The following is a 21,869-nucleotide window of genomic DNA, read 5'->3' on the forward strand; positions in this document are numbered from 1 at the left end:
TTGTCTTTTAAATTACTACTCTTTATGAGCTTCTATCAATTGAACTTCTTCATCATCATCTTCATCGTAACCCTCCTTTGCAGGTCCGCTCACTTTTTCCTGTAAAGTCTGGAAAATGATAAACAATACCGGAATTACGAATACTCCCAAAATGGTTCCGATTAACATACCTCCAACAGCTCCCGTACCAATCGATTTGTTACCAACAGCTCCGGCTCCTGAAGCAAACATCAAAGGCACAAGTCCTAAAATAAAAGCAAAAGAGGTCATTAAAATTGGTCGCAAACGCGCTACAGCTCCTTCAATGGCAGCCTGAACAATTGGCAATCCTTTTCTTCTTCTGTCCAAAGCAAATTCGACAATCAAGATACCGTTCTTCGCCAGCAATCCAATCAGCATGATTAAGGAAATCTGCAAATAAATATTACTGTTTAATTTGAATATAATCGAGAACAAATAAGCGCCGGCCAATCCAAACGGAATGGAGAACAATACAGCAAAAGGCAAAATATAACTCTCATATTGAGCACTTAACAAGAAGTAAACAAATACAAGACATAATATAAAGATGAAAATAGTTTCACTTCCTGATGCTAACTCCTCACGCGTTAAACCTGAAAATTCATAACCGTAACCTGCAGGTAAATTTTCTGCCGCTACTTCCTGAATCGCTTTAATGGCATCTCCTGAACTAAAGCCCGGATTTGGCGCACCTGTAATCGAAATCGAAGTAAACAAGTTAAATCTTGAAATAGATTCGGGACCAAAAACCCTTGTCATTTTTACAAACTCTGTAATTGGCGCCATGTTTCCTGAAGCGTTTCTAACAAAAATTTTATTTAGTCCTTCTGTATTCGTTCTAAATTCTGGTGATGCCTGAATCATAACACGGTATTGTTTCCCGAATTTATTGAAATTCGAAGCATACAAACCTCCATAATACCCTTGCATTGTAGACAAAATTGTATTGATTGGGACTCCTGCATCTTTGGCTTTTGCCAAATTTATATCCATCATATATTGAGGAAAACCAGGATTAAATGGCGTTGTAGCGTATTGTATTTCAGGACGTTTTGATAATTTCTCCAGAAAATCAACATTTACTTTATAGAATTCGGCCGTTGTATGGCCTCCTTTATCCTGAAGCTGAAACTCGAATCCACCACTTTGCCCGAATCCCTGAATGGTTGGTGGTGAAATAAAGAAAATATTAGCTTCGCGAATACCGCTTGTTTTGGCAAAAAGCTGACCAATTACATCATTTACACTTAATTCACGTTTGTCCCAGGTTTCCAGTTTTACAATAACCATACTGTAAGCACTACCCGCTCCGGCCGTAAAGTTTTGCCCCACAATACGAAGTGTGTTTTTAACTCCCGGAATAGTCTTAGCAATACTGTCAACTCTTTTGGCAATTACATCAGAACGTTCCATAGAAGCTGATGGCGGTAAACTAATATTGGCAAAAACAGTTCCCTGATCTTCTGCCGGAACGAAAGCAGACGGCGTGGTTTTCATCATATAAAATAAAGCTGCACCGGCAATTAGAATCGAAGCCAATACAATCCATTTTTTAACCGAAAGGAAACTTACCGAACGTTTGTATCGCTCTGTTACATTATCAAATGCCACGTTAAACGCAGTGTAAAAACGCTGAATGAAACTTTTATGTTTGTGATCGTCTGCATGTGGCTTCAATAATAAAGCACATAAAGCCGGACTTAATGTCAAGGCATTAATCGCCGAAAGAATAATCGCAACGGCTAACGTAATACCAAATTGTTTGTAGAAAACTCCCGTAGATCCTGTAATAAAGGTAACCGGAATAAATACCGCTGCCATTACAAGTGTAATCGAAATAATCGCTCCCGAAATTTCATCCATCGCATCGATCGTAGCTTTCTTAGCCGATTTGTAACCGTGATCGAGTTTGGCATGCACCGCCTCGACGACCACAATGGCATCATCGACCACAATACCAATGGCAAGAACCATCGCAAAAAGCGTCAATAAGTTAATCGTAAACCCGAATAGATTCAGGAAGAAAAATGTTCCCACAATCGCAACCGGAACCGCAATGGCCGGGATTAATGTCGACCTAAAATCCTGAAGGAAAATAAAAACTACGATGAAAACCAGAATAAAAGCTTCAACTAAAGTGTGAATTACTTTTTCGATAGAAGCATCCAGATTTTCGTTAACATCCACAAGAAGCGTATATTTTACTCCTTTTGGGAAATTTTTTGCTGCCTCTTCAATCAGTTTTTTAGAGTTGTTAATTACGTCACGGGCATTAGAGCCGGGCGTTTGGCTAATTGCCATCGCTGCAGATTCTACACCGTTTGTTTTAATTGTTGACGAATAGCTCAAAGATCCTAATTCTACTTTTGCTACATCTTTCAATCGTAAAACTTGTCCGTTTCCAACAGATTTTATAACAATATCGCCAAATTCCTGAGCGCTTGTTAAACGTCCTTTGTATTTAATTACGTATTGAAAAGCCTGATCTCCGTTTTCACCGAATTTACCCGGCGCAGCTTCGATATTTTGTTCTGCCAAAGCAGCCGAAATATCACTTGGAATCAGTTTGTATTGCTGCATGATATCCGGTTTTAGCCAAATTCTCATCGAGTAATCTTTGGCACCAAAAACGGTTACATCTCCCACCCCAACAACACGTTGAATTTGTGGAACAAGATTGATCTTAGCATAATTTTGAAGGAAAGTCTGGTCGTAAGCTTTATCATCGCTATATAGCGAGAATATCAACAAGTTACTACTCTGGCTTTTCGTAACTGTTACACCGGCCTGAGTTACTTCTACAGGTAATAAACTTGTAGCTCTTGAAACCCTGTTTTGCACGTTTACCGCAGCCAAATCGGGATTTGTTCCTACTTTAAAGAATATTTTTATAGATGCATTACCGTCGTTTGTTGCTGTAGAAGTCATGTAAGTCATGTTTTCTACACCATTAATTTGCTCTTCCAGCGGAATTACGATACTTTTTAGTACCACATCTGCGTTGGCTCCTGTATAACTTGCCGAAACGTTTACCGTTGGCGGAGCAATATCGGGATATTGGGAAATAGGAAGCTCTATAAGCCCTAAAACACCTAGAATGACAATAATAACCGAAATTACTGTCGAGAGTACAGGTCTTTGAATGAATATTTTAAACATGTATTTTTATTTTAAGTCTGCGTAAACAGTTTCAGCATTCTGATTTTGAGTTTTAATCTGAGTTCCTTCTTTTAAAGAGGCAACTCCTTCTAAAACAATCTGATCTCCGGCTTTTAAACCGCTTGTTACCACATAATAATTTCCGGCTTTATTTTCTAAAATCGTAATATTTGCGTTTTTGGTTTTACCGTCTTTTCCAACTGTTACTGCGAAAATTTTATCCTGAAGTTCAAACGTAGCGCTTTGCGGAATAATTAATCCTTCTTTTACCTGAGTCGGAATTCTGACTGTTGCGCTGCTTCCGCTTCTGATGATTCCTCTTGGGTTTGGAAAACGAGCTCTGATGTTTACAGAACCGGTTTCTGTATTAATCAATCCGTTTACGGTTTCAATTTTTCCTTTTTCTCCGTAAATTGATCCATCAGAAAGCAATAAAGAAACTTGTGGCAATTGTTTGATTTTTTGTGCCAATGTTCCGGAACCTTCACTAAAACTTAAAAGTACTTTTTCGTTCATTGCAAAATAGGCATAAACGTTTCCGATACTGGAAACTGTCGTTAACGGTTCGGTATTATTGGAACTTACCAAACTTCCTAAACGAAATGGAATTGAACCTACAACACCATCAACCGGACTTGTAACTGTAGTATAACCCAAATTAGTTCTGGCATTTACCAGACTTGCATTGGCCTGAGCCAAAGTTGCCAAAGCAGAATCATAATTATACTGAGCTGTCTCCAGTTCGTATTTACTAATGATTTCTTTCTCAACAAGCGGTTTTACTTTATTTACAGCCAATTTTGCTGAACTTACAGCTGCCTGAGCGCTTTTAATGCTTGCTGTTGCGGTACGAACTTCCTGTTCATATTCCGGAGCGCTGATTTTAAACAAAGGCTGTCCTGCTCTTACAACCGCACCTTCATCAACAAAAATCTTGTCGATGTAACCTTCTACTCTAGGACGAATTTCTATATTTTGCTGTCCTTGTATACTCGCCGGATAATCAGTATTTAAAGTTGCTGATTCTGGCTGTATTACCAGTGTTTTATATTCCTTAACTTGTCCTGCAGCAGCGGCCTGAGCTGCTTTGTCATCTTTTTTACCACACGAGACGATAATAACTGATGCTGCGAAAATGCTTAAAAGTGATTGCTTATTCATTGGATATAATGTGATTTCTATAATTACGTTAACAAAATAAATGAATTAAGTTACGTAAAAATTTTCGAATAGACGAAGAGCGACGCACAATCGATAGAGATAACCTTAGAACCGACGGATTTTTATTCAAATTAAACAAGCGTTTAATTTTAAAATTCGTCGGTTCTAATATCGTTTTTAAAGGCTGTAAAACTCTCTATAGCGATTGCTTTAAAATTGCATTCAAATAAAATGTAATATTGTCCTTAAAAAAAAGAAAATATAATGTGGACAAACATCTTTAGACCCTATTTATTTGCAGGATTACACCTTTTGGGCTGGTTGTTATTGGGATTTCTAATGTTGTTTTACATTCCTTTAACCTGGAATGTAATTCTGCCTTCTGTTTTTTGGCTGTGGCAGATTATTGTACTCCTTTTGCTGATTATTATATTTTATTCTAATGCCAAAATCATCGTTCCAAAAACTATTATAAAAGACAATACTTCTCTGTTTTTAATCTGGGCTTTGCTCGCCATTGTTGCCATGCAGCTTATCGCCTATTTTTATACTTCGCAAACCGATCTTCATGCCAAAGTGAGCCTTGTTCTGGGTTTTAAAAAAAATAGAAATCCTTATTTTGATAATTATGCTTTTATGCTGACTTTAATGGTTTTAGGCATCAGTACAAGTTTGTCGATGTTACAATATTGGCAGAAAGCCGCACAACACAAACAAAAACTGGAACAGGATAAAACAATGGCCGAACTGGCCATGTTGAAAGCACAGATAAATCCGCACTTTTTTTTCAATTCGCTCAATAGTATTTATTCTCTTACTTATACTGATATCGAAGATTCGAGAAATGCGCTGCATACTTTAAGCAGAATGATGCGCTATTTACTTTATAGTACCGAAGAAACTACAACTTTGCTGAAAGAAGCCGAATTTATGAGAGATTTTATTGCATTGATGAAACTTCGTGCCAACAGCAAATTAACGATTACGACTGATATTCCGGAAAAAATACAGGATTATCCAATTGTTCCAATGTTATTACTACCTTTAGTAGAGAATGCTTTTAAACATGGAATTCATGCTACTGACAAAAGTGAAATTCATATTTCGCTTAGGCAAAATGGCAGCAATCTTGAATTTGAAGTCGAAAATACGTATTTTGAAAAATCTGCCACGACCAATGAAGGTGGTATCGGGTTAACAAATACAAAACGCAGACTTCATTTAATTTACCCGCACAAGCATTCGCTAACCGCGGGAATAGCCAAAAACGGCATGTATAATGTAAAACTGCAAATAACTTTAGAATAATGACAATATTAAAATGTATAGCAGTCGATGATGAACCTCTCGCATTAAAATTGGTGCAGACCTTTATTGAACAAACGCCTTTTTTAGAATTAACAGCGAGTTGTGATAATGCCGTTGAAGCCCTGACTTTAATTCGGGAAAAACAGCCCGATCTTGTTTTTTTGGATATTAATATGCCCAATTTAACGGGAATGGAGCTTGCCAGACTGTTGCAGGAACAACCCGGAGCTGTGCCAAAAATTGTTTTTACAACAGCTTATAATCATTATGCTATTGAAGGTTATCGTGTAAATGCCATAGATTATCTTTTAAAACCTTTTAGTTACGAGGAATTTTTGCGCGCTGCCAATAAAGTATTGCAAATAACAGAAGAATCTTCAAATCAATATCAGCCTATTACGGCAGATGATGAATTTATCTTTTTGAAAGTAGAATATCAATGGGTCCGAATATCCCTTAAAGATATAACCTATATCGAAAGTTTAAAAGATTACGTAAAAGTACATTTTGACGATTCTCAAAAAGCAATTCTTTCACTGATTTCCTTAAAAGCACTGGAAGAAAAATTACCATCATCAAAATTTATGAGAGTGCATCGTTCCTATATAGTATCTCTCGAAAAAATAAGCGCCATCAGTAAAAACTCAATATTTATCGACAAAGCCGAAATCACTGTTGGCGAACAATACAAAGAAACCTTTAAGGCAATTGTCGATAAATGGATTAAATAAAACCTATTGGGTGTAATACAAAAAGAATTAAACACATAGAAACATAGATTTTACGTTTTTTGAAAAAGTAAATCAAAAAAGAAAACCTGTTTCTAACACATAGCTATGTTTGTTAATGCAAGTGAAACGCCTTTTTTGAGTTTAACAATCTATGTTTCTATGTGTTAAAACAATTACAACTCAATACATTAAATAGATTAAACACCACATGTTATGGAAAAAAGAGCAAACAAATATTATCTTACACTAAGCCTGAAAGAATATGCAGACGGCCAAACTGAGCCGGCAAAAGAACTTGGAATAGAGTTTACTAATCACGACGAAATCTTCAGTATCATCGAAAGAATAAAAGACAAAAATATATTCGAAAATGATTCTGAAGCCACACAATTTGCACTTGGTTTGAAATTGTTCAGCGAAATCAAACTGAAACACCGCAAAAATCCGTTGTTTGACGAATTAAATGACGTGTTTCCTGTATTTATGAAGAAGCTTAAAAGTTTATAAAAAGTTTGCCACAAATTACACGAATTTTCACTAATTTTTTTTCTAAACTTCGCGGAAAACTTTAAGTCATTCGTGAAAATTCGTGCAATTCGTGGCAAAAAAAATAATATTTCTTTTAAAATTATGCTGTTCCCAAAGGAGCCTTTATCTTTGAAAAAAAAATAAAAAATGCCATTTGTACGTATCAGTCTTCCTAAGAAACTTTCGCAGGAAACAAAAAATAAAATCTCACAATCTGTTCATCAGTCATTAATAGCAGAATTTAATATTCCAAAAGATGATTATTTTCATGTTATTGAAGAACTCGAAACACAACAAATAAAATATCCCGAAAGCTATCTTGGAATTTCACATTCTGAAAACATAATCTACGTTCAAATCATTGCAGGACAAGGAAGAACATTAGAACAGAAAAAGAAATTATACCATACAATTGCTGCTACAATTTCTTCCGAAACTGAAATTACCATTAATAATATAATTATCGTTCTTTTAGAAAATAATGGATTAGAAAACTGGTCTTTTGGCAATGGCGAAATTCAGGAACCCAAACATTTAAAGAAGTAAAAGCTACCGCGAATTCACATTCTTATTCCTGAAATTAGTGCAATTCATGGCAGACTTCTTCTAATTATGAAACAATTTTAAAATTTTATGTAAATCTAAGCTCATTAAATTTTGGTAATTTTAGATTCCAAAATAGGAGATTATGATACGTAAACACGGATTAATTATTACAAAAACAGCAATAGATTTTGAAGTTGAAGGAGTTTTAAATCCCGCTGTTATTGCTGTCGACGGAAAAATTCATATTTTTTACAGAGCTGTTGCTTTAGGAAATCATTCTACAATAGGCTATTGCCGGCTTTCTGATCCTCTTACTATCGAAGAAAGATACGATCATCCTGTGATTGTTCCCGAAATGCCAAATGAAGAATACGGCGTTGAAGATCCGAGGATTGTGAAAATTGATGATCTTTATTATCTTTCCTACTGCGGTTATGACGGCGCAAATGCTTTTGGCTGCGTTGCCACTTCCAAAGATTTAAAAACTTTTGAGAAACATGGTATTGTAGTTCCGCAAATGAGTGGTGATGAACTTCGGTCTCTTATCAAAAATCAACAGGATTTAAATATAAAATATTTTCAGCCAAGTACCGGAAGCGCTTATGTCTGGGATAAAAACGTAGTGTTTTTTCCAAGAAGAATAAACGGAAAATTGCACTTTTTACACCGCATTCGTCCCGGAATTCAAATGGCGGCCGTAAATGAACTTGACGAATTAACTCCCGAATTTTGGAGAGAATATATGCTTGATTTTAAAAATCATATCGTTTTAGATCCAAAATATACCCACGAATTAAGCTATTTAGGCAACGGAGCACCACCAATAGAAACTGAACACGGTTGGCTTTTAATTTATCACGGCGTTCACGATACCATAAATGGCTACATGTACGTGGCTTGCGCTGCACTCTTAGACCTTGATAATCCTACCAAAGAAATTGCACGCTTGCCTTTTCCCCTATTTATTCCCGATCAGCCTTGGGAACTAAAAGGATACGTAAACTACGTTTGTTTCCCAACCGGAACTGTTTTAATTGATGACGAACTTTATATCTATTATGGCGCTGCCGATGAAGGTATTGCATGTGCATCTGTAAGCATCAGCACTTTATTAAAAGAATTACTGGCGAATAAAATTTAGGTCTTTTTCACGCTTTATTTGAAACAATAAGAATTATAAAGCAGTTTATTTCTTAAATTAGTTTCAAAATTAAAGTCATGGAAAAATTAACCAAAGAAGATATCAGTCAGGAAGTATTTGATTTATATGACGATTATGCGCATAATAAAATCAACCGAAGACAATTTGTCGAAAAACTTTCCATTTTTGCAGTTGGAACTGTTACATTGCCTTCTCTTTTGAGTTTTATGACACCCAATTATGTCGACAGCATTTTAATTCAACCCACAGATCCAAGAATAAAAAGCGGTTACATCAATTACGATTCTCCAAAAGGCGGCGGAAGCATTAAAGGGCTTTTGTCTCAGCCATCAGATACCAAAAAAAAATTACCCGGAATAATTGTGGTTCACGAAAATCGTGGCTTAAATCCTTATATTGAAGATGTTGGAAGAAGAGCCGCCATAGAAGGATTCATAACTCTTGCTCCTGATGCATTATCGCCATTAGGCGGTTATCCCGGTAACGACGACGACGGACGTGAATTGCAAAAGAAGCGAACCCGTGAAGAAATGCTCGAAGATTTTATTGCTGCATACGAATATCTCAAATCACATAAAGACTGCAATGGCTCTGTTGGCGTCGTCGGATTTTGTTTTGGTGGATGGATTTCGAATATGATGGCGGTAAAAATTCCGACTTTAAAAGCCGCGGTTCCTTATTATGGCGGACAGCCCACAAAAGAAGAAGCTGAAAAAATCACAACACCACTACTCTTACATTACGCTGGTTTAGATACACGTGTAAACGAAGGCTGGCCTGCGTTTCAGGAAGTTCTCAATAAAAATAAAGTCGAAAATATGGCTTATTTTTATCCCAACGTAAATCATGGCTTTCATAATAACACAACTCCAAGATACGATGAAGCCGCTGCCACTCTATCCTGGACAAGAACAATTGATTTTTTTAAGGAAAAATTGACATAACGCGCACATTCTCAAATGACAAAATTAAAAACTACGGTTTATTTTTATATTCCTAAAGACATTTCTTTACTTGATTTAAGCGGTGTTGTCGAAGTTTTTCAGGAAGCCAATAATCTGGGTTTTGATTATCAATTGAAGTTTGTTAGCAGTGAAACTTCCATAAAATCAAATTCGGGTTTAGAACTTTCTTCTTTAATGCATTTTTCTAAAACTGCCCCTCAAAAAGATGATATTGTTATTATTTCGGGATTTAGTACACAACAAATAGATTTACTTCCGGAAGATGTGCCGTTTTTTAATTGGCTTCATAAAGCAAATGCGAATAAAACCACGATTTGCAGTGTATGTACGGGAGCATTTTTATTGGCAAAATCAGGACTTTTAGATCATAAAGAATGTACAACACACTGGAAACTTCTGGAGAAACTCAAAAATGATTTTCCACTTTTAAAACCTCAAAAAAATACACTTTTCACCAAATCAGATAACATTTACACCAGTGCCGGAATTGTAACGGGAATTGATCTGGCTTTGTTTTTAATTGAAGAAAGGCACGGAAAAGACATTACCAATAAAATTGCCAAGGAACTTGTTGTTTATAAACGTCGAAACGGAACTGACGAACAGGAAAGCGTTTATTTGCAAAACAGAAACCATCGCGACGAAAAAATTCATACCATTCAGGATTGGATTATCTACAACCTAGAAAAAACATCAACTATTGAGTCTCTGGCCGACTTGGTTTATGTGAGTCCGCGAAATTTAACGCGTATTTTTAAAAAAGAAACCGGAATTACTATCGCCGAATACCGCACAAAACTAAGAATCGAAAAAGCCAAAAGTCTGCTGGCCAATTCACATTATAAAATTGAACATATTGCCCATTTATGCGGTTACAAAACTTCAAAACAATTAAGAGCGGTGCTTGAAGAACACGTTGATGCCTTGCCTTCTGCGCTAAAAATGATACTCTCTTAAAACACGAATTTCACGAATTTGCACCAATTTCTAATAGTTATCTTAGTTTGTAAAATTAATTTACACAAACTAATTAGTGTCAATTAGTGAAATCTGTGTTTGTCTTTTATAGCTTCAAATAGTTGTCTTAAAATGACTATTGTTTGTCCTTTTTCTGTAATTAGTTCCCAAGTATATTTGTATCAAACAATTAAAAACAACATGTTTGGTGTAATTGTTTTAACATATAGAGATGCGCGAAGAAACGAGTTTCTTTTTGATTTACTTTCTTCAAAATCCTAAAATCTATATTTCTATGTGTTTAATTATTACACCCATACATTTAAAAAAATACAAATGAAACTTAGAGAAAAAAATGCCGCGTTAATTTTAATTGATGTTCAAAAAGGTTTTAATGACGAAGATTTCTGGGGCGGCAACCGAAATAACAAAGATGCCGAAGCTAAAATTGCTCAAATCCTTGAAAAATGGAGATTACTTCAATTGCCTGTTTTTCATATTGTTCATAGTTCTGTACATCCAAATTCAAAACTTCACGCCTCAAACCCGGGATTTGAAATCAAAGACGAAGCAAAACCAATTGAAGGTGAACCCATAATTACAAAAAACGTGAATAGTGCTTTCATAGGAACAGATTTGAAAGAAAGACTGGATAATCAAAAAATCACAACCCTAGTTATTGTGGGTTTGACAACCAATCATTGTGTTTCTACCACAACCAGAATGGCAGGAAATTACGGTTATGAAACGTTGCTTATCGCCGATGCAACCGCTACTTTTGACCGAATTGGAATAAATGGAGAAAAATTTGATTCGGAATTAATTCACCAAACTTCTCTCGCCAGTTTAAATGGCGAATTTGCAGCAGTAATCACTACAGAAAAATTGCTGGAATTGGTATAAAAAATGTAAATTTGGACTATTAGTTTTACAACTTTTAAACTAAAACAAATAGTCCAGATGTTACGACCTTGGGAATTTGAAATTCAATTGAATAAAAAATCAGATAAAGCGCTTTACCTGCAAATTGCCGACGCTATAATTAATGCCATTAAATCCGGTAACTTAAACAGTGGCAACGCTTTACCCGGAAGCAGACAGCTTGCTGGTTTATTAAACGTAAACAGAAATACGGTAATCGAAGCTCTTGAAGTTTTAGTTGCCGAGGGCTGGTTAATTACGATGGATCGGAAAGGAACTTTTATCGCCGATATATTACCTGAGGTTATTCGAAACACAAAAAATCAGGAAAAAACTACTGTAATTATTGAAGAAGCAAAACCGCATCTTGTTTTTGATGACGGACTTCCGGACAGCCGTCTCGCTCCTATGAATGATCTGGCGCGTGCCTACAGAGAAATTTTTAACAGAAAATCGCGTTGGCAAATAATGGGTTACAGCAACGAGCTTGGAGATATCGAGTTTAGAAAAGCAATAGTGCAAATGCTCAATTTTAAAAGAGGAATGAATGTTTCTCCTGATCAAATTTGCATTACCCGTGGCAGTCAGATGGCGATGTATCTGGCGGCGCATTCCCTGTTTACAAATGGTGATTATGTGATGATTGAAAACCCCGGATATAAACCTGCCTGGGAAGCTTTTGAAAATGCCGGCGCGGGCTTGCTGCCCGTAAATGTGGCTTCAGATGGTTTAAAGGTAGACGAAGTCGAAGCATATTTGCAGCAATACAAAACCATAAAAGCCATTTATGTTACACCGCATCATCAATTTCCAACAACGGTTACGATGAGTTTAAAGAAAAGATTAAAACTTATCGAACTTTCTAATCAATACGGTTTTACAATTATTGAAGATGATTATGATAATGAATTTCACTTTGGCCAGCGCCCTATTTTGCCTATTTCCAGTTACAGCAACGCCGAAAACTTCATTTACATTGGTACATTGAGCAAAATTGTTGCCCCGGCTTTAAGAATTGGCTATTTGGCAAGCTCGGCTAAAATTGTTCAAAAAGTAGCCAAACACCGTAAAATGATTGATGTCCAAGGAGATAATATTATGGAAGAAGCCATTTTGAACCTTATAAACGAAGGAAAAATCAAAAGGCACCTAAAAAAAACAAATCTGATTTATAAAACAAAAAGAGATTTGTTCGAAGCGCTTTGCAATCAGTACCTTAAAGACAAAGTTACGTTTACAAAACCAGAAGGCGGTTTGGCTTTTTGGATGGTTCCAAATGCTAAAACGGATACAAAAGCAGTTTGCGAAAAATTACTAAGCAAAGGCATAAAATTAATGGATCCTGAAAAGTTTAGTTATGGAAGCCCGGTTTCGGGTTTTAGACTGGGGTACGCTTCTTTAACTGAACAGCAAATGGAAGAAGGAATTATAGCACTTTCAAAATTGCTGTAAACGTGCAGGCTTATAATCCTACTGCGAGAACATAAGTATAAAAACAACAAGAATTTCACTAATTGCCACTAATTTTCGTTCGTGAAATTATCTCACAAACTAAGTTAAGCATTGAAATTTGTGCAAATTAGTGCAATTTGTGTTTAAAATTGATTATACTATTTGTGTCCAGATGGTAGGTTTATGATCGAAACAATCTATTCTAATATCATTTGATTCTAATTTGATATTCATCAACTGACAATGTTTCGCTTTATTTTCTTCAGAATAATAATGACAGTTATAACACGTATTCTGGATATTAATAATCTGCAAATGATTCAATTGCTGAAGTAATGAACTAATAGTTCTCCACAAAATCAGTTTATCATTTTTATTTACTGATGTCACAATATCATATAGCGGATCTGTAAAGTTTTCTATTAAAAGCACTATTTCCAGGCCTTTTGCTGTTAACGCAACTGTGTAACTTCTGGAATCGTAAAGCTGTATTTCTTTCGATATATATTGTTTGTGTTCCAAAATCTTAATCGTATCGCTTACAGTGGCTTTGGTTAAATTAAATTCTTTTGCCAAATAACTTACAGTTGATTTATTTTTAGAATGGTACTTTATAAATATCAGAATCTGAATCTGTATTGGGCTCAAATCATATTTCTTTGCCTTTTCCCACAACAAAACCTTGAAAACCTGCGACAGACGCTCAAATCCAGCCACAATTTTCCCTTCAACATTGCTGTTTTGAATTTCTAAATCGAAAATATTTTTCATAATAATAACAAATAAAATAGACTGAAAGCCCCCAAACTTCCAGTCTACAAGATTAATACGTTGCGTTTTCAAGCTTTGTCAAAGTTTAAAACTTTGACAAAGCTCTGGCAGATAGACTAAAAACCCTAACTTTCGTCTACAACACAAAAATGAATTAATAACAATTCTCCATTTCAATAATAGAAAATCCGTTTTTAAGAATCTGATTTTCAATCTCCGTTGGCGCTTTGTCGATATGGCAAAATCTGCATTCGTTTGAACTCAAAGTCTGACCTTCTTGTAAAACAGATTTAAGATAAGTTCTTCCAAACTCATAAATCTTGTTTGCATCATCTGTATTTTCGTCAACAAGAATATCAAAATGCATCACTTTTCCGTCTTTTCTGGTTACATAAGTATCCCATACTGCTACTTTCATAATGTTATATTTATATGTTTTTAATGATTTACCCTGCTGGGTGTAATACGTAAAATTTAATTTAACACATAGAAACATAGATTTTATGTGTTTGAAAAAGGAATCAAAAAGAAACTAGTTTCTGACACATAGCTATGTGTATTAATGTAAGTGAAACGCCTTTTTTGAGTTCAATAATTCTATGTTTCTATGTGTTAAAAAAAAATTATACACAAAGAGTTAATTTATTTTTCTTAAAATGATATAAAAACCTCTCTGTAATAGTCCAGAGAGGTATTTTATTTACCCAATTACATCGGCCATTGAAGCACCAAAATTAATGTGTAATACATTTCCGTTTGGTGTTACCAGAGCCGGAACAGATTGAATACCTGCTTTTTGAGCTTCGGCAATTCGGGTTCTGTCTTCTCCTATATTGACTACTTCAACATCTTTAACTAAATTTAAAATGTCGTGTTCTGCGCTTACACAAACCGGGCAGCCTGCGTGATAAAAAATTGATTTACTCATTTGATTTGTTTTTAGTTAAACTTATTTTCTGAGACAAAATTAGTCAGGATACCTAACCATTAAATGATCCAGTTTTGTCATTTATAGGCGCTTACTGGTCCAGTTGCATTTAAATAATTGAAAGCTTAAACCAAAGACTGGACTATTCAAAATAATAAAAACTGGATTATTCATGCATTCCAGACAATTAGTAATTTTGCAATATGAAAGAGGAATTACTTTTTAATTTACAACAGATTCACACCCGTATCGAGAATGCCTGTAAAGCTTCTGGCAGAAATACATCAGAAGTTCAGCTTTTACTGGCAACTAAAACCGTTCCTGCAGCCAAAATCAGAATTGCAATTGAAGCCGGAGAAAGCTTAATTGGCGAAAATAAAATGCAGGAATTCCGTGATAAAGATGCTGAATTAAAGGATTTAAATATCGAACGCCATTTTATTGGGCATTTGCAAACCAACAAAATAAGGGACGTTTTGAAATACGTAACCTGCATTCACTCTTTAGACCGATTGAATCTTGCGCAGGAATTACACAAACAATTGAAAAAAGAAAACCGAAATCTGGATGTTTTTATACAAGTCAATACGTCATTTGAAGAAAGTAAATTTGGATTATCTCCTGTGGAAGTAATTCCTTTTATTAAAGAAATAAAAAAGTATGACACTTTAAAAATCAAAGGATTAATGACAATTGGTTTATTAGATGTCGAAAAAGAAAAAATGCTGCCGTCGCTTCGTCTTTTAAGAGAAATCAGAGACGACATTTATACTGAAAAAACCACAGAAATAACTGATTTGAAGCTTTCAATGGGAATGTCACAGGATTTGGAATTGGCTATAGCCGAAGGTTCAAATTTGGTTCGAATAGGGACTTCTATCTTTGGAAACCGGTTTTTAGGAAAAGAAATCTGGAATGAGAATATTGCAGAATAAAATCTAATTTTGCAGCAAATAAAATCCAAATGAATCTATACGAACTTACCGTAAACGATACCGAAAAAATTGCTTTGAATGATTTGCTTTTTAGCGATGAAAACAAAGCTGCCTTAATGCAAACCATCAAAGAGCATCAATATCTTGACGATTTAAAAAAATATAATCTTCAGGTTGACAATAAGATACTGCTACACGGGCATTCCGGTTGCGGCAAGACGACAACTGCAAAAGCGATTGCAACGGCTTTAAACAAAAATATCGTCATTATCAATCTAAGTACTTTAATTAATGCCCGAATTGGCGAAACTTCTAAAAATGTAAAAGCTATTTTTGACAAAGCAATTCGCGAAAAAGCAGTTTTATTTTTAGATGAATTTGACCAGATAGGAAAAAGCCGTGATAGCGAAGACAAAGATGTTGCAGAAATGAAACGTCTCGTAAATACCATTATTCAGTTGATGGATTATCTCCCAAGCGAAAGTTTACTTATCTGTGCAACAAACCATTATCATAACATTGATACGGCTTTATTGAGAAGATTTCAAATAAGATTAAAGTTTGAAATGCCAAATGAAAGTGAACTGGATCTTTATTATGATAAAATTCTAGCACCTTTTCCCCAACATTTACAAGACATTCAGCGCAAATACACTATTTCGTATGCTGAAGCCAAAGATTATGTTCATACCACAATGAAGAAGCAGATTATTGAGGAATTAGAGCTTAGAAATAATTGAAAACACATATTAATCAATTAAAAAACAACACATTTACACAACAATAGCAAACATAGCCAACGGTTTCAACCGTTGGAGCGCAATATATTTTCGTAATAATTTTACGATGCGATTTCATGAAATATTTTCATGATATATTTCATAATACGTTTTTTAATGATAGCGTTTTCATAATACGTCTCCCACAATTAAAACCGTGTATTATACCAAAATTCATTGATTTCAGCATAATATATAAAAATTTATAAAAAAAACAGAGTTTAGAAGATGAATCTAAACTCTGTCAAAATAATTAACCAAAACAAAGTAATCTTATCTTTATCTGCGGCCTCTAAAACCGCCTCCGCCTCTAAAGCCTCCACCGTTTCTAAATCCGCCGCCATTAACTCCGCCGCTTCGCTGTAAATTTTGAAAATTTCGCGTTTGTGTTTCTCCTCTGTCCCTTGCAAAATCAGAATGATTAAGACCATCAATTGTATTAGGGTGACCTGCCTGACCAAGCGGTTTATTAGGTTCACCTAAAACCCTGTCCGGTTTTTGAACATTATTATTTTGAATTTTATTTCCCGCATTCTGAATTTTATCTCCCGAATGTTGTGTAGATCCTAAAGTTCCGGCCTGAGTCCACCCTCCGTTTCCGTTATTATAATGACTCCAGTTTCCGTTGGCATCTTTTTTATAGACATGACCGTCATGTCCGGCATACAGACCATTATCTGTACGCACAGTAGTTCCTCCACCTCTGTGATGTGTAATTACACCCTCTTTTCCACCTGAAGTCTGATAACCCATTACCGTTCCACGTCTTGTGGTTACATGTCCCGACTGCACCCAATCATGTCCATTTGACGCTGCAGAATGCCCCCATTGCGCATACGCATTATGTCCTTGTGACGTAGCACCGTAATTTCCTGTCCACGGATTGTAAGCATGCGCCACCGTACGACCGCCATACCAGCCTTGTACGCTCGCTGCACGACCATATCTTCCGGTGGCGGGATTGTACCAGGCTGCAGATCCTGCAGATCCATAAGGGCCATAAACCGCTCTTCCGGCTGCCCAACCGCCTGTCCAGGGATTATAAACCGCTCCAACACCGTACGTGCAAGGCCACGGACGATAAATTGGATACATTGGACCGTAATAAAAATATGGCGGATAATAAAACCCTGTTCCATAAGTTAATATAGCGCCAAACATGGCGCCAACGATAAAAGCACCAAAATAACCTGCTGTCGTACTGCTTTCTACAGTTGTCTCAGTAACATTGGTCTGGGTAACATAAGTAACATTGTAAACCGGAGAGCTTGGCGGAATGGTATAAATTTCTGTGGGAACTGAATTTGTAACTTTCCATGGACCATTTGGAGTTGTAGACATAAACCAAACTGCCTGAAAACACAGATAATACAAATCTCCAACCTTTATTACTTTTTCCTGCGTATTGCTTGCATATTGAAGCGACGTTCCTTCAATTGGCTTAAACTGTGGGGTTCCGTCATAATTTACTTTTGCTTTAGCTTCGGCGTCAGCTTTTTTTACGATTGCCGTTGTAGGTACCTGAGCCAATAGCACGGCATCAGACGCTTCCTGAGTTCCTGGTACCGATGGCAATACGCTTGCACGCGGAGAATCTTTTGGGATTTTTGCAAAATCGGCAGGTAAACTAGTCGTCGCATAACTCCATGGTCCCGTTAACTCTTTAGATTTAAACCATCTTCCCGATAGCAAAACATAATATTGCCCGTCTTTTTCATCGGCAAAAACATCATTATCCGTATTATCAATATACATCAATTGCGTTCCGGGAACTTTTACAAATTTGGGAGCGCCATTTACGGCAATAAGTTCTGCAGGTTTATTGCTAAAGAAAACCTCTAAATTTATATTTGCCGCCGGGGGCGGAATCATTTTTTTAACCTCATCAAAATTTTGCCCCGAAGGTAACTTACTCATTTCCTTTGGCAGGCTTTGTGTTGTTGCCCATTTTCCTTTTAAATCTGTGGCAGTAAGCCATATATTTTCAACTAATAAATAGTATTTTTTTGAAGGTTTATCAAAAAACAAATCCCAGTTTGTATTGACAACATAACTCAGGTTTGTTTTTTCTATTGGAGCCAAAACAGGTTCGCCCTGAACAATTAATAAGATAGACGGATTTGCACTGTAAAAAATCTCCGGAGGATCATTTTTTACAGCCACACCTTTTGAAGGATTGTTGGTACGGCTTAAATCGGCCATAACGCGATCCAGAGCAATTGGGTTTCCTCCTTTTGGAATCAACTCTTTGAATAATTTTTCCATTTGTGGCTCTAATTTTTCTTCAAGAGCGGGAAATCTGACGTCGGCAACTTCGAGATTCTTAAAAAATACATTTCTGGAATCCTTATCAACCAGTGTTTCAGCTTTCATAGAGGCTACTCCAAGCACTTCTTTGCCGCCTTTTGGGGTTAGAGAAAATGCTATTTGAGCCGAGATTTCCTTAAAATCTTTCCATTGATCAACTTGTGGCTGGTAATAAACCAATTTTGATCCATTGAGCGTTACCTCGCGCGGCCAGCCAATATCTGTTGCTGCAATTGAATCTGAGGCGGTTGATTGGATTACTTCGGCAAAATTTTCATCTTTTTTGTCCTTTTTACAGGATAAAACAATAAAAATAGTACTAAATGCCAGTATTATAAAAAGTGCTTTTTTCATAATCTACTTTATTCTTTGATTCTACTTGATTTTCAATTCTGGATTAGGTCTATTCTTTTCTGATAAGATAAATCAGTATTTCTTCTTCTAATTCTTTTGATAAATTTTCATATTCTAATTTATGACGAAAGTCTTTTTCAAACTTTTTCCTGTATTTTTCACTATTTGCTTTACTATTACAATACTCATCACACATGGTTTTAAATTTATCATCTACCAAATACAAGATCTTTAAGGATTCTATGTATTCGGCAAATTTCGAGTTATATAGTTCGTTGGGAAGAGACATAAATATGTTTTTGTTTTAATAATTAGGTTAGATTTAAATCCTCAAAACAATACAAACAGAGTCGAAACAATCGGATCAACACCTCATTTTTGGTATCTACTAAATTATAAATAACTCTTAAACAAAATCTTACAAATAGGTTTCATTCTATAAAATGAAACATCAACTATGCTATTTTGAAACATCAAAAAACGAAAAAAAGTCATTTTTAAAGATCTGAGCGTCTTCAAAATATATTTATATTAGCGTTGCAAATTCCAACAAATCAAAAGATTAAAATCAATTTTAATTCAAAACAACCCAAACAATGACAACAGATATTATCGAATTGAATGATTTTATTGTCTTGATTGAACATTCAAACGCCGAAAAAACATTCATCCAGAAATGTGAAATTGATGGTGATACCGTTGGATTTGCTTTTTATGGTTCGGGAAATGTCGAATTGGAAATAAAACACAACCAGCAAACCAAATATCTGACCAATACAACCGGTTTGGCGATTTGTTTTTTTGGAAATCAGAAAGTAGAATTCTCTCATAAAATTGAACCTGACAAGCCTCTGCAGTCGATTAGTATTTTTTCTAAACTAAAAAATATGCACCTATTGTCTCAGGCAGAAAAAGAGATTTTTGAGAAACATTTGCCTGATTTATTAGATCCCCAAGAACATTTTGTAAAAGGTCCTTCATTTTATATGACGCTCGACATGCAGCTTGCCGTTCAAAAAATCTTCAATACAACTTATACCGGAAATACGAGATTACTCTTTTTGAAAAGCCAGATAAACGAACTTCTTTCTCATTTTTATGGATTGTTGTCAAGTGATCAAAAAAGCGATTTTTCGGAAAAAGATAAAAACAAACTATTTCAGGCCAAAGAAATCGTAACGCACAACTATTCAGAACCGCCATCAATTACACAACTCTCTAAAATGGTTGGACTTAACAGCAACAAGTTAAAAAAGAACTTTAAGGAGTTATTTGGCATTCCGGTCTTCAAATACATTCAGGAAGAGCGACTAAACAAAGCCTATGAACTTTTGCAAAACACTGACAAAACAGTACAGGAAGCTGCCTGGGATGTAGGTTATGAAAGCCTTAGTTCTTTCTCCAATGCTTTCTTTAAAAAATTTGGAACGCGCCCAAATGACGTCAAACAAAAATGCTTTTCAAACAAATCATAATTCTTTTGCAACAAATGATTTAATTCATTACGCAACACCTTTGTATCAGTATTCACTTTAAAAATATTGATATGAAAACACAGAAAATTTTAGTTCTTGGAGCTAACGGAAAAACAGGAAGCCGTGTAATTAACCGCTTGCAAAACAATAAAAATGTCGAAATTAAAGTAGGTTCCCGTACTGCAAAAACACCTTTTGACTGGCAAAATCCTGAAACATGGAACGCTGTTTTAACCGGAACAGATGCCGTTTACATAACATTTCAACCCGATTTAGCAGTTCCTTCAGCGGTAGAAATCATTCAGAAATTTACGGTTTTGGCCGCAAAACTTGGCGTTCAGAAAATGGTTTTACTATCCGGAAGAGGCGAAAAAGAAGCGCAGGTTTGTGAAGAAATAGTAAAAAACACGGCCAAAAACTGGACGATTGTCAGAGCGAGCTGGTTCAATCAAAACTTTAGCGAAAGTTTCTTTTTAGACCAAATATTAGCCGGTTTTGTGGCCTTGCCAAGAGCAGAAGCACTTGAACCTTTTACTGATGCCAATGACATTGCCGACGTTGTTACAGCATGTCTTTTGCAGGATAAACACAACGGCCAGATTTACGAACTTACAGGTCCTGAACTATTAACATTCCCCGAAGCTGTGACTAAAATTGCAACAGCCAGCAATAAAAAAATTGAATTTCAGGCATTAAGTTTAGAAGAATATACGCAAATGCTACAGGAATATCAAGTTCCTGAAGATCATATCTGGCTGATTAATTATCTATTTGAACAGGTTTTAGACGGAAGAAATTCTTCGATAACAAATGACATTGAAAAGGTGCTGGGACGCAAAGCAACTGACTTTTCAACCTATGCAAAAGAAGCAGCAAAAACCGGAATCTGGAATGCTGTAATCGTCTAATTTTAGTCTGATGAAATATCTTAAAATTCTGCTGCCAGGTACCATTGTATGGCTTTGTGTAAGTGTTTCTTTTTATATTTTAAGCTTTGTTCCACTAATAAATGGTTCCTTTAAATCACAAGCTATAATAGTAATGATATTCATTGTATTATATGCAAATGAAAGTGCGTTATTTTATTATAAAAAAGGAATAAAACTGCATGGATTGCTGCTCGGAATCATAATGTCGTTAACTGCATTACTTTTAGACGCTTTAATTACAGTTCCGTTTATCGAAATTCCGAATGGAAGGAGTTACTATAGCTTTTTCGGCAGTTCCGTTCTTTGGATTTTAGCAAGCATAAATTCCATAACGGTTTATTGTTTTTGGAGGATGAAAATTAAATCTAAAGTATAGTTTTGTATTGGAAAATTCCTTTCAAAACTTATAAAAAAATCCAATTTTGATGAATTGGATTTTTTTTATTCAATATTTGATTATCGATTTAAGTGATAAAACAT

General features: G+C 35.5%; 21 protein-coding genes. 14 read left to right on the plus strand and 7 right to left on the minus strand.

Features of this window, described 5'->3' with window-relative positions; all coding sequences use genetic code 11:
- Window positions 1-15: 15 nt before the first annotated feature.
- Together SD960_RS09955 and SD960_RS09960 are read right to left on the minus strand one after the other, a co-directional pair.
- Window positions 16-3,180, minus strand: coding sequence for an efflux RND transporter permease subunit (locus SD960_RS09955; RefSeq protein ID WP_318802605.1), 3,165 nt, complete (start codon window positions 3,178-3,180; stop codon window positions 16-18).
- Between the two features lie 6 nt (window positions 3,181-3,186).
- Window positions 3,187-4,341, minus strand: coding sequence for an efflux RND transporter periplasmic adaptor subunit (locus SD960_RS09960; RefSeq protein WP_318802607.1), 1,155 nt, complete (start codon window positions 4,339-4,341; stop codon window positions 3,187-3,189).
- Between the two features lie 264 nt (window positions 4,342-4,605).
- Here SD960_RS09960 and SD960_RS09965 point away from each other — a divergent pair, with 264 nt between their 5' ends.
- From SD960_RS09965 to SD960_RS10005, 9 genes are all read left to right on the plus strand, one after another.
- On the plus strand, window positions 4,606-5,649 hold the full coding sequence (locus SD960_RS09965; protein ID WP_318802609.1) for a sensor histidine kinase: 1,044 nt from the start codon (window positions 4,606-4,608) through the stop codon (window positions 5,647-5,649).
- Entirely contained in the window at window positions 5,649-6,380 is a 732-nt protein-coding gene (locus SD960_RS09970; protein WP_073393878.1) for a LytR/AlgR family response regulator transcription factor, read from the plus strand. Before SD960_RS09965 ends, SD960_RS09970 begins: the two co-directional genes overlap by 1 nt.
- Before the next feature lie 213 nt (window positions 6,381-6,593).
- Entirely contained in the window at window positions 6,594-6,887 is a 294-nt protein-coding gene (locus SD960_RS09975) for a DUF3861 domain-containing protein (protein WP_318802613.1), read from the plus strand.
- 168 nt (window positions 6,888-7,055) lie between these two features.
- Window positions 7,056-7,454 (plus strand): tautomerase family protein, encoded by a 399-nt coding sequence (locus SD960_RS09980; RefSeq protein WP_318802615.1) that lies wholly within the window; start codon window positions 7,056-7,058, stop codon window positions 7,452-7,454.
- 142 nt (window positions 7,455-7,596) lie between these two features.
- Entirely contained in the window at window positions 7,597-8,595 is a 999-nt protein-coding gene (locus SD960_RS09985) for a pesticidal protein Cry7Aa (RefSeq protein ID WP_318802616.1), read from the plus strand.
- A gap of 77 nt (window positions 8,596-8,672) precedes the next feature.
- Window positions 8,673-9,560, plus strand: coding sequence for a dienelactone hydrolase family protein (locus SD960_RS09990; protein WP_318802617.1), 888 nt, complete (start codon window positions 8,673-8,675; stop codon window positions 9,558-9,560).
- Between the two features lie 15 nt (window positions 9,561-9,575).
- A complete protein-coding gene (locus SD960_RS09995; RefSeq protein WP_318802618.1) occupies window positions 9,576-10,538 on the plus strand; it encodes a GlxA family transcriptional regulator in 963 nt (320 codons plus the stop codon).
- A 336-nt stretch (window positions 10,539-10,874) separates the two neighbouring features.
- A complete protein-coding gene (locus SD960_RS10000) occupies window positions 10,875-11,441 on the plus strand; it encodes a cysteine hydrolase family protein (protein ID WP_318802620.1) in 567 nt (188 codons plus the stop codon).
- 57 nt (window positions 11,442-11,498) lie between these two features.
- Window positions 11,499-12,911: a PLP-dependent aminotransferase family protein gene (locus SD960_RS10005; protein ID WP_318802621.1), complete on the plus strand. Its 1,413-nt coding sequence runs from the start codon at window positions 11,499-11,501 to the stop codon at window positions 12,909-12,911.
- Between the two features lie 153 nt (window positions 12,912-13,064).
- On the opposite strand, the gene SD960_RS10010 is transcribed toward SD960_RS10005, so the two are convergent.
- The 3 genes from SD960_RS10010 to SD960_RS10020 form a co-directional block, all read right to left on the minus strand.
- Window positions 13,065-13,682 (minus strand): MarR family winged helix-turn-helix transcriptional regulator, encoded by a 618-nt coding sequence (locus SD960_RS10010; protein WP_318802622.1) that lies wholly within the window; start codon window positions 13,680-13,682, stop codon window positions 13,065-13,067.
- 154 nt (window positions 13,683-13,836) lie between these two features.
- Window positions 13,837-14,100 (minus strand): DUF2024 family protein, encoded by a 264-nt coding sequence (locus tag SD960_RS10015; RefSeq protein ID WP_318802623.1) that lies wholly within the window; start codon window positions 14,098-14,100, stop codon window positions 13,837-13,839.
- Between the two features lie 282 nt (window positions 14,101-14,382).
- A complete protein-coding gene (locus tag SD960_RS10020; RefSeq protein ID WP_318802625.1) occupies window positions 14,383-14,610 on the minus strand; it encodes a thioredoxin family protein in 228 nt (75 codons plus the stop codon).
- A gap of 203 nt (window positions 14,611-14,813) precedes the next feature.
- Between SD960_RS10020 and SD960_RS10025 the strand changes: the two genes are divergently transcribed.
- Together SD960_RS10025 and SD960_RS10030 are read left to right on the plus strand one after the other, a co-directional pair.
- Window positions 14,814-15,545 carry a YggS family pyridoxal phosphate-dependent enzyme gene (locus tag SD960_RS10025; protein WP_318802627.1) on the plus strand — a complete coding sequence of 244 codons (732 nt, stop codon included), beginning with the start codon at window positions 14,814-14,816 and terminating at the stop codon, window positions 15,543-15,545.
- Between the two features lie 29 nt (window positions 15,546-15,574).
- Window positions 15,575-16,285: an ATP-binding protein gene (locus SD960_RS10030; protein ID WP_318802629.1), complete on the plus strand. Its 711-nt coding sequence runs from the start codon at window positions 15,575-15,577 to the stop codon at window positions 16,283-16,285.
- A 318-nt stretch (window positions 16,286-16,603) separates the two neighbouring features.
- On the opposite strand, the gene SD960_RS10035 is transcribed toward SD960_RS10030, so the two are convergent.
- Complete coding sequence (locus tag SD960_RS10035; RefSeq protein ID WP_318802631.1) at window positions 16,604-18,985, minus strand: hypothetical protein; 2,382 nt, start codon at window positions 18,983-18,985, stop codon at window positions 16,604-16,606.
- Window positions 18,986-19,034: 49 nt separating this feature from the next.
- On the minus strand, window positions 19,035-19,274 hold the full coding sequence (locus SD960_RS10040; protein ID WP_318802633.1) for a hypothetical protein: 240 nt from the start codon (window positions 19,272-19,274) through the stop codon (window positions 19,035-19,037).
- A gap of 307 nt (window positions 19,275-19,581) precedes the next feature.
- Here SD960_RS10040 and SD960_RS10045 point away from each other — a divergent pair, with 307 nt between their 5' ends.
- The 3 genes from SD960_RS10045 to SD960_RS10055 all read left to right on the plus strand — a co-directional run bounded on the left by SD960_RS10045 (window position 19,582) and on the right by SD960_RS10055 (window position 21,765).
- Complete coding sequence (locus SD960_RS10045) at window positions 19,582-20,460, plus strand: AraC family transcriptional regulator (protein WP_318802634.1); 879 nt, start codon at window positions 19,582-19,584, stop codon at window positions 20,458-20,460.
- A gap of 71 nt (window positions 20,461-20,531) precedes the next feature.
- Window positions 20,532-21,368 (plus strand): NAD(P)H-binding protein, encoded by an 837-nt coding sequence (locus SD960_RS10050; protein ID WP_318802636.1) that lies wholly within the window; start codon window positions 20,532-20,534, stop codon window positions 21,366-21,368.
- Between the two features lie 133 nt (window positions 21,369-21,501).
- The gene (locus tag SD960_RS10055) at window positions 21,502-21,765 is read left to right on the plus strand and encodes a DUF5367 family protein (RefSeq protein ID WP_318802637.1); all 264 of its coding nucleotides are present in this window, start codon (window positions 21,502-21,504) and stop codon (window positions 21,763-21,765) included.
- The last annotated feature ends 104 nt before the right edge of the window (window positions 21,766-21,869 follow it).

It is taken from the genome of Flavobacterium sp. MMLR14_040 (genome assembly GCF_033657265.1).
Lineage (GTDB): Bacteria > Bacteroidota > Bacteroidia > Flavobacteriales > Flavobacteriaceae > Flavobacterium.

Excerpts from the sequence above, each read along its gene's own strand:
- SD960_RS09955 (WP_318802605.1), bottom strand. The coding sequence starts at position 3,180 with ATGTTTAAAATATTCATTCAAAGACCTGTACTCTCGACAGTAATTTCG.
- SD960_RS09960 (WP_318802607.1), bottom strand. The coding sequence starts at position 4,341 with ATGAATAAGCAATCACTTTTAAGCATTTTCGCAGCATCAGTTATTATC.
- SD960_RS09965 (WP_318802609.1), top strand. The coding sequence starts at position 4,606 with ATGTGGACAAACATCTTTAGACCCTATTTATTTGCAGGATTACACCTT.
- SD960_RS09970 (WP_073393878.1), top strand. The coding sequence starts at position 5,649 with ATGACAATATTAAAATGTATAGCAGTCGATGATGAACCTCTCGCATTA.
- SD960_RS09975 (WP_318802613.1), top strand. The coding sequence starts at position 6,594 with ATGGAAAAAAGAGCAAACAAATATTATCTTACACTAAGCCTGAAAGAA.
- SD960_RS09980 (WP_318802615.1), top strand. The coding sequence starts at position 7,056 with ATGCCATTTGTACGTATCAGTCTTCCTAAGAAACTTTCGCAGGAAACA.
- SD960_RS09985 (WP_318802616.1), top strand. The coding sequence starts at position 7,597 with ATGATACGTAAACACGGATTAATTATTACAAAAACAGCAATAGATTTT.
- SD960_RS09990 (WP_318802617.1), top strand. The coding sequence starts at position 8,673 with ATGGAAAAATTAACCAAAGAAGATATCAGTCAGGAAGTATTTGATTTA.
- SD960_RS09995 (WP_318802618.1), top strand. The coding sequence starts at position 9,576 with ATGACAAAATTAAAAACTACGGTTTATTTTTATATTCCTAAAGACATT.
- SD960_RS10000 (WP_318802620.1), top strand. The coding sequence starts at position 10,875 with ATGAAACTTAGAGAAAAAAATGCCGCGTTAATTTTAATTGATGTTCAA.
- SD960_RS10005 (WP_318802621.1), top strand. The coding sequence starts at position 11,499 with ATGTTACGACCTTGGGAATTTGAAATTCAATTGAATAAAAAATCAGAT.
- SD960_RS10010 (WP_318802622.1), bottom strand. The coding sequence starts at position 13,682 with ATGAAAAATATTTTCGATTTAGAAATTCAAAACAGCAATGTTGAAGGG.
- SD960_RS10015 (WP_318802623.1), bottom strand. The coding sequence starts at position 14,100 with ATGAAAGTAGCAGTATGGGATACTTATGTAACCAGAAAAGACGGAAAA.
- SD960_RS10020 (WP_318802625.1), bottom strand. The coding sequence starts at position 14,610 with ATGAGTAAATCAATTTTTTATCACGCAGGCTGCCCGGTTTGTGTAAGC.
- SD960_RS10025 (WP_318802627.1), top strand. The coding sequence starts at position 14,814 with ATGAAAGAGGAATTACTTTTTAATTTACAACAGATTCACACCCGTATC.
- SD960_RS10030 (WP_318802629.1), top strand. The coding sequence starts at position 15,575 with ATGAATCTATACGAACTTACCGTAAACGATACCGAAAAAATTGCTTTG.
- SD960_RS10035 (WP_318802631.1), bottom strand. The coding sequence starts at position 18,985 with ATGAAAAAAGCACTTTTTATAATACTGGCATTTAGTACTATTTTTATT.
- SD960_RS10040 (WP_318802633.1), bottom strand. The coding sequence starts at position 19,274 with ATGTCTCTTCCCAACGAACTATATAACTCGAAATTTGCCGAATACATA.
- SD960_RS10045 (WP_318802634.1), top strand. The coding sequence starts at position 19,582 with ATGACAACAGATATTATCGAATTGAATGATTTTATTGTCTTGATTGAA.
- SD960_RS10050 (WP_318802636.1), top strand. The coding sequence starts at position 20,532 with ATGAAAACACAGAAAATTTTAGTTCTTGGAGCTAACGGAAAAACAGGA.
- SD960_RS10055 (WP_318802637.1), top strand. The coding sequence starts at position 21,502 with ATGATATTCATTGTATTATATGCAAATGAAAGTGCGTTATTTTATTAT.